Genomic DNA, 13744 nt, shown 5'->3' with positions numbered 1-13744 from the left:
TTAAAAAAAGTATATCACAACACAATAGATAAAAGTAAAAAATAAGATTATGAGTAAAATTATTGGAATCGATTTAGGAACTACCAACTCATGTGTTTCCGTAATGGAAGGAAATGAGCCAGTAGTAATCGCAAACGCTGAAGGAAAACGAACAACTCCTTCTGTTATTGCTTTTGTTGAAGGCGGAGAAATTAAAGTTGGTGATCCAGCAAAAAGACAATCTGTTACTAACCCAACAAAAACGGTTTATTCTATCAAACGTTTTATGGGGAACAAATTTTCAGAGTCTTCTAAAGAAGCTGGACGTGTTCCATACAAGGTAGTAAAAGGAGACAATGATACACCAAGAGTAGATATCGATGGACGTTTATATTCTCCACAAGAATTATCAGCTATGATTCTTCAAAAAATGAAGAAAACAGCAGAAGAGTTCTTAGGACAAGATGTTACAGAAGCAGTAATTACTGTACCAGCATATTTTAACGATGCACAACGTCAAGCTACAAAAGAAGCTGGAGAAATTGCAGGTTTAAAAGTGAGAAGAATTATCAATGAGCCAACTGCTGCGGCATTAGCTTATGGAATGGACAAAAAAGGAAAGGATCAAACAATCGTTGTTTTTGACTTCGGAGGTGGAACACATGATGTTTCTGTCTTAGAATTAGGAGATGGAGTTTTTGAAGTATTATCAACAGATGGAGATACACACTTAGGTGGTGATGATGTTGATGAAAAAATCATTAATTGGTTGGCTGACGAATTTAACAATGAAGAAGGAATGGACTTGCGTAAAGATCCAATGGCACTTCAACGTTTAAAAGAAGCTTCTGAAAAAGCTAAAATTGAATTGTCAAGTACTACTTCAACGGAGATTAACTTGCCATACATTACTGCAACAGCGAGTGGACCAAAACACTTGGTACGTACACTTTCGAGAGCAAAATTTGAGCAATTAATTGACGATTTAGTAAAAAGAACTATTGAGCCTTGCCAAACAGCATTAAAAAATGCAGATTTATCAATAAGTGATATTGACGAAATTATTTTAGTTGGAGGTTCTACACGTATTCCTGCAGTACAAGAAGCAGTAGAGAAATTCTTCGGTAAAAAACCAAGTAAAGGAGTAAACCCAGATGAGGTTGTTGCCGTTGGTGCAGCAATTCAAGGTGGAGTTTTATCTGGAGATGTAAAAGATGTTTTATTATTAGATGTAACGCCACTTTCTCTAGGAATTGAGACAATGGGGAACGTAATGACAAAACTTATTGAAGCAAATACTACGATTCCAACAAAGAAATCGCAAGTATTCTCTACAGCAGCAGACAATCAGCCATCTGTGGAAATTCACGTATTACAAGGTGAACGTCCAATGGCAGCAAACAACAAAACAATTGGTCGTTTTCACTTAGATGGAATTCCACCAGCACAAAGAGGAGTTCCTCAAATTGAAGTAACTTTCGATATTGATGCAAACGGAATTATCCAAGTTTCTGCGAAAGATAAAGGAACAAACAAAGAGCAAAACATTCGTATCGAAGCTTCTTCAGGATTAACAGAAGAAGAAATCGCGAAAATGAAGCAAGAAGCAGAAGAAAATGCAGAAGCGGATAAAAAAGCAAAAGAAACTGTTGACAAATTGAATGAAGCAGATTCAATGATTTTCCAAACTGAAAAGCAATTAAAAGAATTTGGTGAGAAATTATCTGATGATAAGAAAAAGCCAATTGAAGATGCTTTAGCCGAATTAAAAACAGCGTACGAAACAAAAGATATCGCTGTAATTGATCCTGCATTAGAGAAAATCAACGAAGCTTGGAAAGTTGCAAGTGAAGAAATGTACAAAGCGCAAGCTGACGGACAAGAAGGTGGAGCAGCGCAACCAGAAGCTTCAGCTGAAGGAGATGACAAAGACGGAGAAGACGTTCAAGACGTAGACTTCGAAGAAGTTAAGTAAGTTTCACTTACTATACACAAATACTAAAAAAGCAGCTCCATGGAGCTGCTTTTTTTATATAATATATGATCGTTTTTTAAAAAGAAGTAAGGTGTAATTTTTTGTTCTTATGTCTAAAAACATTTCCTTTTCCTTCTAATTTTTTATCTTGTTCAGTCTCCACTTTCATAAACTCTTCATAGTATTTTGAAACTTGTGCATTAGTAAGTGTAGGTTTGCTACCATTTGTAATAGCTTCCGTAATATAAGAATGTAATAATCCTGGATATGAATTTTTAAACAAATCATGTGTCGCAAAAATATCACAACCAACAATTTTATCTCCAGAAACAGCAATGACTCCAACAATAGAAGTATCATTGATAAGTTTATTCTTGAAAAAATCTAAATAGGATTTTAAGTCTTTAGTATATGTTTCTGACTTTTCTAATTCGGCATACGTACCAGTACTTGATACTGCTTGATTTTCTTTCGTAACTTCAGCTACATTTGCCCATACTTTTTGTTGATCTTTATCAATCAAGGCAGCTTGTCTTATCTTCTTGCTACTTACATTATAATAACCTTTAAAACTATTTCCAGACTCTTGTTGCTGCCATCTATGCTGTTCTACACAAAATGCAGGAATCCTCTTTTTTTCGCCTGGAGCAATAATCACATCTTCAGCTACGATACGATCTTGCTTTCCGCCTTTTACAACTTCTCCTGCAATAATATATATGTTTACAGTTGAATTATTGGTGGCAATAATAGTATTTACAGTACCAGAATCACTGATTTCTATTTTCCCTGAATTGATAGCTTTTTTTAAATTATGATACTTTCCTATATTTTTATATGCCTTTTTATAAGCATTATTTGCTTTGATTGGAATAAGTTGTAGATTTTTAAATGTATTTTTTTTCGTATTGATGATTTTTAAATTTTTACTGTTCATCTGAGCAGATACAGAAATAAATGAAAAACAAAATAAGGTGATTAGTGTATACTTAATGTATGACATGACGTATTGATTTTTAGAATGAATACGTAAAGTAATTCCAAAATGTAATTAAAAAAATGTAGAATTAGTCAAGCCTAATTCTTAATGCGTGAACACGACGTATCAATGAGTAAAAAAATAAAATTCTATTATAAACTAAAAAAAGATGCAGTTATCTGAACTGCATCTTTTTAGAAATAAATTTTTAAATGTGTTTTTTTAATTCTTTACAACTCGCTTTACAGCAACTCTACTTTCTGAATCCTGAAGCTTCATGAAATACATTCCTGAAACTAAATTCGAAATATCAATCGTTTTTCCATCTGCAAGTTGACCAATATTTGTGATGGTTTGTAAGGTTCTACCATTCAAATCTAAAATAGTTACGCTATCTATGGAAATGTTTGTGGCACTATTAATTGTAATTATATCTTTCGTTGGATTAGGCGATAATTTTATACTGTTTGAAAAAGCATTCTCTTCCACACTTAAATTTGCATCCACAGTTACGTCAAAAGAACACATTACAGAGTTTCCTGCTAAATCTGTGATTGTAAAAGTATTTGTAGTCGTTCCAATTGGAAAATCACTTCCGCTTGCCAAACCTGCAGTTTGTGTAGGCGTATAATCAATTTCTAAAAGATATCTATAGGTACTAACATTCGTTACATCATTCCAACCGCCACTAGATTGACTTACGGTATAATCTTCGTTTCCTGCATTATTTGGCTCACCCGGATTCCAATTATTATAGGTTGAAGTATCGCCACTTTGCCATACAAAACTTCCTTCGGTATCCACATCATTATAACCAATAAGTAAATCTCCAGCGCCACCAACGGTGTTTACAGCTTCTGTAATAAGTGTATTGTCTGCATCATTTCTAATCGTTCCCACAAATCCGCCTTGAGCGATTGCATCATTAAAAGCATTTTGCGGCGTAAATGAATTATTTGATAAATAATAGGCTTTTCCGTTGATATTTGTCAAAGGTGTAAAATTAGCCAATGGATTAATTAAAACACAATTATCTGTTGGAGTTAACGTATAATTTACAACTGCTGTTGTATCACCAAAACTAGCGGCAGTTTGCATAATATTTGCAGGACAGCCAGCCATAGGGTTTTCTGCATCTACAACGGTTACAGTAAAGCTACAACTCGAAGTATTATTATCGCTATCGGTTACGCTCATAAAAACTTCCGTAGTTCCGACAGGAAAAGAGGCACCAGAAGCCAAGCCAGAAGTCACTGTTGGTGTCAACGCGCCATCTTCTGTGTCATTTGCGGTTACATTATAATTGATCACGGTATCGCATTGTCCGGTTGTATTATTCATCGTAATATTTGAAGGACATGTAATCACTGGCGAATCTCCGATGGATTCAAACAATTGTACATCTGCAATTTGATTAATGCTTGAAGTTCCACAAGTTCCAGTAAAATTGACTCTATAAAAAGTATACGCGTTTGTGTTCGCAAAAGAAAACGTTCTAGAAAAAAAACGAGTCGCAACACACGGAATGGATCCGGTAGCCACACTTGTATAATTTGTTCCATCATTAGAACCAAATATTTCATAATTTGTCGGATCTCTTTCTGGAGCGTCATTTGCAGTTACAAATTCCATGGCAATGGCAGTTTTGGAAACACCTAACAAGTCCACTTCAAAACCAATGCCGTCAAACGCATTAAAATCGAGGAATTTGGTACTCGAATTTTGATCAATGACATTCTGTACGCCTTCCGCACCAGGAGAATTTACACTTCCAAAAGTGGTCGCTGTATGAATGGTATCGTCAAAGATTCCTTGGGCATTCGTAAAAGAAACTCCTGTAAAAATGAGGAGTAAAAAAAGTAGTATTTTTTTCATAATCAGTTGGTTGTAGTTAGTTTTAAATAAAATAAAGTCAATAAGTTAGCTGAATTTTATAAAAAAATCAAACTTTTTCAACGAAAGTATAAAAGAATAAAATTGACATAAGTTCTAGTTAAACAAGAGATTTCAATACTTTTTTGTCAATTTAAAACAACTTATTTGTGTGAATGTTGAATTTGAAAGCTTACGCTAGATGAAATATGGGAAGTTAAAATTGTTTGGTTTTTTTTTAAATGGAGTTGCTATTTCGTAAATAAATTTAGAATTCGCGTGGATTTTCGTAAGTAGCATTAGCAATTAATTATACAAGTCTTTGTTGTTTGTAGTTTACTCTAATTCCTTATAACCAGAAACATGAGAAAGAACAGCTTTCCATATTCCGTTACGCTTAATTAGAATATTACTAGATTGATATATGGATTCTTTATTGTCATTTATAATATGGCCAGTTCCTGCGATAATTGCGGTTCCATTTTTAAGTATTTCTAGTCTCTTTATTTCGTACTTAAAAGAGTCATGATTCATGGCAGTACTCTTAATCCGTTCAAGTTGCTTGGCCTTATTTGACCATTTGCCATCATTGGTTACCATCTGAAAATCATCTCCTAAAATACGATCAAGTAAAATCGTATCTTGTTCTCTATATGCTTTAGGCCATTCAACTTCTTTCAAATAACGAAGTTTTTCTTTATCCTCACTTACATTTATAATTGGGTCAGTTTTAATGATTTCCTTATTGTTTTGATTACATGAAAGAACTAAGAGGCTAAAAATTAAAAGAAGTGTTTTTTTCATTTTTCATGAGATATTAAAATTATACACAACGTATGTATAAACGGAATTCCGTATATTTCTGTTATAATCAATTCAGTTTTACAGATGTAGTTTTATATCAGATCACTAAAACTAAAAGAATCTCACATCAAATCAAAAAAATAAGGCAATTTTTAAGACTTATGATGTTTTCTTCAGAAAACAAAACGTTTTACAAAACCAACTACGAATCTTCTTTATCCAAAATGGTCAAACCAATACGAATGGTGCTGTACGGAATGGCTTCTTCAAAATGTTCAAAATAGGCTTTTAAGGTATTAGGATCTTCTAATTCCTTTTTGGCAGTTTTGATGCTTTCCAAATCGTGCTTATCAATAAACTGCGTTAAATCGATATCTTTTCCTTCCGCAAATAATTTAGAAATATGAGAAAAAATCGTGGTTTCGGCTAATTTTCGTTCTTTTGCAATCTCAGAAATCGATAAGCCTTGTTGATACAATTCGTACGTTTTCTTAGTTGTGTCACCTTTGCGTTTGGATTTCTTTTCGCCTGTAAAATCGATGACTTCTTTAATAAATTGATGTCCGTAATTCATGAGTTTCACTTTTCCGACACCACTAATACGCACAAATTCGTCTTCCGACATTGGACGATCCATTTCTATTTCTTTCAGCGTAGCATCATTAAAAATTTGATACGCCGGAACATTTTCTTCTTTGGCAATTTTTAAGCGTAATAGACGCAAACGTTCAAACAATGAATTTTTCTTTGCTTTGGTTGCAGTTACTTTTTGCTCTTCAATATGTTTCTCAGCTTCAACTAAATTAGCTAAATCAACTTTTTTTCCATTAAATAAAACGTCTTTAGCAAATTCGGTGAGTTTCAGCTTATTATTTTCATGAAAAGCAATTTCTAAATATCCCAAATTCACCAATTGGGTTACATACTGTTTCCAATCGAGCCAAGCAATATCTTTGGCAATTCCGTATGTTTTTAAATTTTGATACCCTTTTTCCTGAATCGTACTATTTTGTGAACCACGCAATACATCTATGACAACGCCAATTGGTTCTTGTCCGTCCAATCTTGCGACTGTTGATAATGCTTTTTGTGCAATAATAGTTCCATCAAAAAACTGTGGTGGATTTTGACAAACATCGCAATTTCCACAATCTTCACTGATCAATTCGCCAAAATAACTCAACAAAATTTTCCTACGACAACTCAATGCATCTGCGTATTCTTTCATCCGATCGAGTTTGGCAAGTTGTACCTCTACATTTCCTGAATTTTGCGCAAATTTCTGTAACTGAATTACATCGCCATAACTGTGAAAAAGTAACGTATTTGAAGGCAAACCGTCACGACCAGCACGACCAATTTCTTGATAATACCCTTCAATGTTTTTCGGTAAATTATAATGAATCACCCAACGTACATTTGACTTGTCGATTCCCATTCCAAAAGCAATCGTTGCACAAATTACTTGGCAATTATCATTAATGAAATCTTCCTGAATTTTAGAACGTTTCTCGTGCGCAATTCCTGCATGATACGCTGCTGCATTAATATTTGCACCTTGTAATTTTTCGGCAACGGCTTCTGTGGCTTTTCTGCTCAAACAATAAATAATTCCGCTTTCATTCGGGCGTTCGTCAATAAAACTGATAATCTGCTTCACGCGATCATTCGCAGGTCTGACTTCTAATTTTAAATTCTTTCGATCAAAAGAAGCGATATGTTGTGTAGCGTGTGGAATATTTAACTGATTTGCAATATCTTCACGTGTCGCTTTATCAGCTGTGGCAGTTAATGCAATAACAGGAATCTTCGGAAAACGCTTTTTCAAATACCCTAGGTTTGTATATGCCGGACGAAAATCGTGTCCCCATGAAGAAATACAATGCGCTTCATCTATGGCAATCAAACTAATGGTTTCACTACTAAAAATATTCTCTAAATAGGTCAAACTTTCGGGCGCTGTGTAGAGCAATTTAAGTTCTCCAGCGGCAATCCGAGTATAAATTTCTTGTTGTTCAGTTTCGTTTTGACTGCTATTCAAATAGGCAGCTGCAATTCCATTTGTGGTCAATCCATCCACTTGATCCTTCATCAAGGCAATCAAAGGTGAAATGACAATCGTAATTCCTTCCAATAAAAGCGCAGGCAATTGAAAACAAATTGATTTTCCACCACCAGTTGGCATAATAACTAAATTATCATGTCCATTAAAAATGGAATTGATGATATCTTCTTGAAGTGGTCGGAATTTATCGTATCCGAAATATTCTTTTAGGGTATTTTTAATTTGTATCGGGGCTATCATATCCTACAAAGAAAGTAAAAAAATAGCGAGTTACGAATAGTTTTACAAAGTGAAATACGTATTTAAAATTAAGAAAAAAAATATCTTAAAATTACACACCGCAGATTCTTTCCTATAAGTTTGATAGAGTTTTCCGTAATTAACTGATAATTAGTTAAATAAAAAAGCACAACTCTTGACAAGTTGTGCTTTTTCTGGTTGGTTGATTGGTTATTTGAGTTGTAACTAAGTTAATTTAGGTTTTTTAGGAAAAAAAGATAAAATTATACTTAGTGATATTTTAATACTGTAAAACTACACAGAAAAAAAGAGAGTTTGTTACGTGATCGCCTTACTAAAGGTAGGTAAGTTCGATAAAAATTATGATTTTGTTAACATTTCTAAAACTTCGCCAGACATTTCATGTTTGCCTTCAAAAGTGCTAAATGTATATTGTTTTCCAAATAACAGCTTCATTTTTTCAAGTTCTTGTTGCATGCGTTGTTCTGTTAAATATTCATCTTGCGTTCCAACAACATTGATCACTTTTGTTTCTACATAATTAATAAATTCAAAATCTTTAGCGGTTAATTCTGTGGGAATACTTCCGGCATAGATAATCAATTTATTACATAGAATTTTATATCGTGAAACCCAACGTAATGCCACAGAAACACCTTGTGAAAACCCTAAAACATAGAAATTTACATGACTAGGAATTTGCTCAGCTTCATAGATTGCATTCAAATTTTTCATCACATTTTCAATCTCGGTTTGTGTATTTTCTTTGGTCAGCCAACTTGCGCCAACATGTTTATATTCGTTCTTTAAATAATATTTAGAAGCGGCTTGCGGTGCAATAATATAATTTTCTTCTGCATTCAATTGATTGAAATACGAGATGAAATAACGACTTAAGAAACCAATTCCGTGACATACAAACCAAACATTCTTCGTTTTTTCAGTGAGTTCATTTAATGTAGAATAGGTATTTGTAACTTGATATGAGATTTCTTTTTCCTTCATCTTTATAATTGCGCTTGGGTTTCGTATTTTTATGCTTTCTAAAGCAATGCATAAATATATCAAATGGATTTGAATAAACAGAAAATTTTGGCACAACTCAACGCAATTGTACCAAATACACTTTTGGAAACCTTGAAAATTTCATACACAGACGTAGGCGAAGATTATCTAACAGCAAAAATGCCCGTAAATGCTACGGTATACCAACCGCAAGGAATTTTACACGGCGGCGCCACAGTTGCATTGGCAGAAACTGTCGGAAGTACAGCGTCACACTTATTTATTGATGCATCAAAATATAAAGTAAAAGGCTTGGAGATTTCTGCAAATCATCTAAAAAGTAAAAGTGAAGGTGAAGTATTTGCAACGGCGCGACCAATTCATAAAGGAAGAACCACGCATCTTTGGGAAATTAGAGTAGAAGACGAAGCAGGCAAATTGATCTCGCTTTGTAAGTTGACAACTATTGTATTGCCTAAATAATTTCAAAATAGATTTCATGCTCGAAACTTTAGCCAAACAGTTTAAAAATAAATTGCCTTTTGTAGCCTATCGAAAGCCGAATGCGATATTGACGAAAGCTATTTTACAGCATGATGATTCACTACATACTGTTTCAGACTTTACCGAAAGTGGTTTTGTATTTGCGCCATTTGACAATACAAAAAAAGCTATTTTACTTCCGTTTGATGAAATTTTAGAAGAAGAAATACACACAAAACAATTTTCCGAAATAAATAACGTACTGCGAGATCCTTCTGCGGAAGCGCACAAAAAATACGTGCAATTAGTCCAAAAAAGTGTTGACACGATTCAACATTCTGAAATTGAAAAAATTGTTTTATCTCGAAAAGAAGAAATTAGCGCGGTAAAAGATCATTTTGAACTATTTGAACAATTATTACATAACTACCCAACAGCGTATGTGTACTTGTGGTATCATCCAAAAGTAGGCATGTGGGCAGGCGCAACACCCGAAACTTTAGTGCATGTTCAAGGAAGTACACTAAAAACAATGTCCTTGGCGGGAACGCGAAAGTTGCAAGAACATGTTGTGGTTTCTTGGGATCAAAAAGAAATTGAAGAACAACAAATTGTCACCGATTATATTGTAGATCAATTGAAAACTATAACTACAAACTTGAATGTAACGGAAGCAGAAACACATCAAGCAGGAAGTCTATTTCACTTGTGTTCGATCATTTCAGGAAGAATGATTTCAACCATAAATATTGGTGATATTATCAAAACATTGCATCCAACACCAGCTATTTGTGGTTTTCCAACAGAAGCGGCAAAATCGTTTATTCTTTCGGAAGAAGGATACGATCGGAAATTTTATACAGGCTATTTAGGAGAACTCAACGAACGTGTAGAAACGGCTCGAAATCGCAATCGAAAAAACCAAGAAAATAGCGCGTACAAAGCAGTCCGAACGAATTCAGAATTGTACGTAAATCTGCGTTGTATGGAGTTAACTCACAACAAAAGAATACTTTACATTGGTGGTGGAATTACAAAAGATTCAAATCCTGAATCTGAATGGCAAGAAACGCTTGCGAAATCGCAAATAATGAAGCGAGTATTGTAAAAAGTAGTCCGAAAATTGTATTTTTACAGGACGAATGATGTACTCAAAAATTCCACTTGCACAAACGTTGGTTTCGCTTTGTATTGCCAAAGGTATCAATCATATTGTGATCTCTCCAGGATCGCGAAATGCACCCTTAACATTAAGTTTTTCACAACATCCAAAAATTCACGCGTATAGTATTGTTGACGAACGTTGCGCAGCTTTTTTTGCCTTGGGAATGGCACAACAATTATGCAAACCTGTTGCGGTGATTTGTACATCAGGTTCGGCAGTTTTAAATTACTATCCCGCAATAGCGGAAGCGTATTACAGCAATGTTCCGGTAGTAGTAATTTCTGCAGACCGACCCGAATATTTGATTGATGTTGGCGACGGACAAACCATTCGCCAGAAACATATCTTTAAAAATCATATCAATTACGAAGCAAATCTTAAACAAGATATTACACATAAGAGTACTATTTTGAGCGAAACGCACCAATTATCGAAAGATATGGAGCAGAAGTTGCAAGAAAAAGTACAAACTTATAATGAACAGGAAATCAACGCAGCATTAAATACAGCTGTTGAAAAAAATGGTCCTGTACATATCAACGCGCCTTTTGACGAACCTTTATATGGCATGCAAGAAACGGCGAGTGTTTTTCCAAAAGTTCAGCCGTTAGTGTTGGAAGAAGAAATTGATCATGAAAAAATTTCTAATGCGGCGAATATTTGGAGTGCTTCCACCCGAAAAATGGTATTGGTTGGAACGTTACCGCCACATACAATTTCGCGTAACTATTTAGAACTCTTAGCGAATGATCCGTCCGTATTAGTATTTACAGAAACGACTTCAAATTTACGGGATGATGCTTTCTTTAATGCGATTGATCAAATGATTTTACCGATAGAAAAAAATGAAGCATTGCTAGACGAATTTCAGCCAGAAGTATTGTTAACGCTAGGAGGAATGATTGTGTCTAAAAAAGTAAAGGCAATTCTGCGAAAGCGACAACCAAAACATCATTGGCACATTCACGAGAATAGAGTTTTTGATACATTTTTTTGTTTGGAACATTTTTTTAAGATGAATCCGAATCATTTTTTCGAAGCTTTCTTTTCGCAAACGAAACCAATTGAAAGTTCGTACAAAGCATTTTGGAATGCCATCAAAGAAGATCGACAAGGAAAACACGCGCAGTATTTGAAGCAAATCGATTTTACAGATTTGAAAGCATTTGAAACAATTTTAACTTCGTTACCAAATTCTTTAACCTTGCATTTAGGAAACAGTTCTACTGTACGCTATGCACAATTGTTTGAGATTGATGCCAGTATTGAACTATTCTGTAATAGAGGTACAAGCGGAATTGACGGAAGTACATCTACTGCGATTGGAACTTCGGTCGTAGCCGAAAAACAAACGATGTTGATTAGTGGCGATTTGAGTTTCTTCTACGATAGTAACGCATTGTGGAATAATTACATTCCGAAAAACTTCCGAATTATTATTGTGAATAATAATGGTGGTGGAATTTTTAGAATTTTACCAGGAAATAAAAATACAGTCAATTTTGATACGTATTTTGAAACAATTCATGAGCATACTGCCAAACAATTGGCGGAAATGTACCATTTCGAATACCAAACAGCTTCTGATGTAATATCGCTTCAAGATGTATTAAAAACGTTTTATGATGAGAGCGAACAACCAAAAATTTTAGAAGTTTTTACGCCAAGAATAACTAATGATGGTATTTTAATCGATTATTTTAAGTTTTTCAACGAAAATTAATAACTTGTACATCTGAAAAACCCATAATACCTGTATGTCAATTACTTTTGATAACAGATATTATTAATCAATTTTTTATAATTAAATTTTCAACTATTATGAGCAAGAGAGACGAGCTAATCGCAAAGTATGCAGCAGATTTAAAAGACAAATGTGGTGTAACTCCAGACATGGATTTATTGACTAAAGTAACTGTAGGTTGTGGTCCAGCAATTTATAACAAAGACGCAGCTACCGTTTCAGGATCGGATGAGAAGGAATTGGCAACTGTAAAAAATAATTTCTTGGTGAAGAAATTAGGTTTAGCTGATAGCGCTGATTTAGACAAAGCTATTGATGCAGTGATGGAAAAATACGGTCGTTCAAACAGAAATAAATACAGAGCTGTTGTATATTACTTACTAACAGTACATTTCGGAAAACAAGCAGTTTACAACTAGATTGCACTTTTTTACGATTACAAAATTTAAAAAACGTCATCTTTAATAGGATGGCGTTTTTTTGTTGTAATATTCAGATAAAACGTACCTTTGGCGCAAATTTATAAGCATGATTCACTTAGGACAACTCAATACATTAGAAATATTAAGAGAAACGCCTCCAGGACTTTTCTTGGGCGATGAGGAAGGAAATGATATACTGTTGCCAAATAAATATGTACCAACATCTTTTGAAATAGGAGATAAGTTGACTGTTTTTGCCTATTTAGATAGTCATGAGCGACCAGTAACAACAACCTTGAAACCGTATATGAAAGTAAACGAGTTTGGGTTACTACGTGTAACAGCGTTGAGTGACTACGGAGCATTTTTAGATTGGGGATTAGAGAAAGATTTGTTTGTGCCGTTTAAAGAACAAGCGCGTGACATGGAAGAAGGAAAATGGTACGTTGTGTATTGTTATTTGGATGAAGAAACAAATCGTTTAGTAGGTTCGAGCAAGACGAATAAGTATATAAGTAATGAAGAATTAACGGTTGAACGTTTTGATGAGGTCGATTTGATGGTGTCTCGCTTTACAGACTTAGGTGTAGAAATGATCATCAATCAAAAACACAAAGGATTGGTGTACAAGGATGAAATTTTCAGAGATTTAAAACTTGGAGAAAAACTAAAAGGTGTGATCTCGAAAATTAGAGATGATAATAAAATAGACCTTTCATTACAGCATATTGGATATAAAAATATTGAACCTTCTGCACAAGTTATTTTAGATGCTTTGGAGCGAAATGGAGGAAGTTTATCATTACATGATAAAAGTGATCCAGAAGAAATTAAAAAGCGATTAAACATGAGTAAAAAGAGCTTTAAAAAAGCAATTGGAAGCTTATATAAGCAAGAATTAATCACGTTGAATTCAGATAGTATTGAATTGAAATAATATAAAAGAGGTTGTCTAAAAAGTATAATTTTCGTCAAACTGAACTTGATTCAGTTTCACATAATCTTTGAAAA

At 34.1% G+C, this 13744-nt stretch carries 11 protein-coding genes; 6 read left to right on the top strand and 5 right to left on the bottom strand.

Annotated features, from left to right (window positions below; translation table 11 throughout):
- Positions 1-49: 49 nt before the first annotated feature.
- On the top strand, positions 50-1954 hold the full coding sequence (dnaK, locus tag H2O64_RS07850) for a molecular chaperone DnaK (protein ID WP_187561634.1): 1905 nt from the start codon (positions 50-52) through the stop codon (positions 1952-1954).
- A 76-nt stretch (positions 1955-2030) separates the two neighbouring features.
- Here dnaK and H2O64_RS07845 read toward each other — a convergent pair whose 3' ends face one another.
- From H2O64_RS07845 to H2O64_RS07825, 5 genes are all read right to left on the bottom strand, one after another.
- The gene (locus tag H2O64_RS07845) at positions 2031-2957 is read right to left on the bottom strand and encodes an ARPP-1 family domain-containing protein (RefSeq protein ID WP_187561633.1); all 927 of its coding nucleotides are present in this window, start codon (positions 2955-2957) and stop codon (positions 2031-2033) included.
- A gap of 198 nt (positions 2958-3155) precedes the next feature.
- Positions 3156-4808: an HYR domain-containing protein gene (locus tag H2O64_RS07840; protein WP_187561632.1), complete on the bottom strand. Its 1653-nt coding sequence runs from the start codon at positions 4806-4808 to the stop codon at positions 3156-3158.
- A 333-nt stretch (positions 4809-5141) separates the two neighbouring features.
- A complete protein-coding gene (locus tag H2O64_RS07835; RefSeq protein ID WP_187561631.1) occupies positions 5142-5609 on the bottom strand; it encodes a nuclear transport factor 2 family protein in 468 nt (155 codons plus the stop codon).
- Positions 5610-5811: 202 nt separating this feature from the next.
- A complete protein-coding gene (gene recQ, locus H2O64_RS07830) occupies positions 5812-7914 on the bottom strand; it encodes a DNA helicase RecQ (protein WP_187561630.1) in 2103 nt (700 codons plus the stop codon).
- Between the two features lie 360 nt (positions 7915-8274).
- Complete coding sequence (locus H2O64_RS07825) at positions 8275-8919, bottom strand: alpha/beta hydrolase (protein ID WP_187561629.1); 645 nt, start codon at positions 8917-8919, stop codon at positions 8275-8277.
- Between the two features lie 63 nt (positions 8920-8982).
- Between H2O64_RS07825 and H2O64_RS07820 the strand changes: the two genes are divergently transcribed.
- From H2O64_RS07820 to H2O64_RS07800, 5 genes are all read left to right on the top strand, one after another.
- Complete coding sequence (locus tag H2O64_RS07820) at positions 8983-9402, top strand: hotdog fold thioesterase (RefSeq protein ID WP_187561628.1); 420 nt, start codon at positions 8983-8985, stop codon at positions 9400-9402.
- Between the two features lie 16 nt (positions 9403-9418).
- Complete coding sequence (locus H2O64_RS07815) at positions 9419-10510, top strand: chorismate-binding protein (RefSeq protein WP_187561627.1); 1092 nt, start codon at positions 9419-9421, stop codon at positions 10508-10510.
- A 34-nt stretch (positions 10511-10544) separates the two neighbouring features.
- On the top strand, positions 10545-12290 hold the full coding sequence (gene menD / locus H2O64_RS07810) for a 2-succinyl-5-enolpyruvyl-6-hydroxy-3-cyclohexene-1-carboxylic-acid synthase (RefSeq protein ID WP_187561626.1): 1746 nt from the start codon (positions 10545-10547) through the stop codon (positions 12288-12290).
- A 98-nt stretch (positions 12291-12388) separates the two neighbouring features.
- A complete protein-coding gene (locus H2O64_RS07805; protein ID WP_187561625.1) occupies positions 12389-12730 on the top strand; it encodes a DUF2853 family protein in 342 nt (113 codons plus the stop codon).
- A 109-nt stretch (positions 12731-12839) separates the two neighbouring features.
- Entirely contained in the window at positions 12840-13670 is an 831-nt protein-coding gene (locus tag H2O64_RS07800; RefSeq protein WP_187561624.1) for a CvfB family protein, read from the top strand.
- The last annotated feature ends 74 nt before the right edge of the window (positions 13671-13744 follow it).

It is taken from the genome of Kordia aestuariivivens (genome assembly GCF_014397005.1).
GTDB classification, from domain to species: Bacteria; Bacteroidota; Bacteroidia; order Flavobacteriales; family Flavobacteriaceae; genus Kordia; species Kordia aestuariivivens.
This window is presented reverse-complemented; position numbering and strand designations above follow the sequence as displayed.

What these genes read in the sequence shown, in the direction of transcription:
- recQ (WP_187561630.1), bottom strand. Translation starts at nt 7,914, where the DNA reads ATGATAGCCCCGATACAAATTAAAAATACCCTAAAAGAATATTTCGGA.
- H2O64_RS07805 (WP_187561625.1), top strand. Translation starts at nt 12,389, where the DNA reads ATGAGCAAGAGAGACGAGCTAATCGCAAAGTATGCAGCAGATTTAAAA.
- H2O64_RS07845 (WP_187561633.1), bottom strand. Translation starts at nt 2,957, where the DNA reads ATGTCATACATTAAGTATACACTAATCACCTTATTTTGTTTTTCATTT.
- menD (WP_187561626.1), top strand. Translation starts at nt 10,545, where the DNA reads ATGATGTACTCAAAAATTCCACTTGCACAAACGTTGGTTTCGCTTTGT.
- H2O64_RS07825 (WP_187561629.1), bottom strand. Translation starts at nt 8,919, where the DNA reads ATGAAGGAAAAAGAAATCTCATATCAAGTTACAAATACCTATTCTACA.
- H2O64_RS07820 (WP_187561628.1), top strand. Translation starts at nt 8,983, where the DNA reads ATGGATTTGAATAAACAGAAAATTTTGGCACAACTCAACGCAATTGTA.
- dnaK (WP_187561634.1), top strand. Translation starts at nt 50, where the DNA reads ATGAGTAAAATTATTGGAATCGATTTAGGAACTACCAACTCATGTGTT.
- H2O64_RS07835 (WP_187561631.1), bottom strand. Translation starts at nt 5,609, where the DNA reads ATGAAAAAAACACTTCTTTTAATTTTTAGCCTCTTAGTTCTTTCATGT.
- H2O64_RS07815 (WP_187561627.1), top strand. Translation starts at nt 9,419, where the DNA reads ATGCTCGAAACTTTAGCCAAACAGTTTAAAAATAAATTGCCTTTTGTA.
- H2O64_RS07800 (WP_187561624.1), top strand. Translation starts at nt 12,840, where the DNA reads ATGATTCACTTAGGACAACTCAATACATTAGAAATATTAAGAGAAACG.
- H2O64_RS07840 (WP_187561632.1), bottom strand. Translation starts at nt 4,808, where the DNA reads ATGAAAAAAATACTACTTTTTTTACTCCTCATTTTTACAGGAGTTTCT.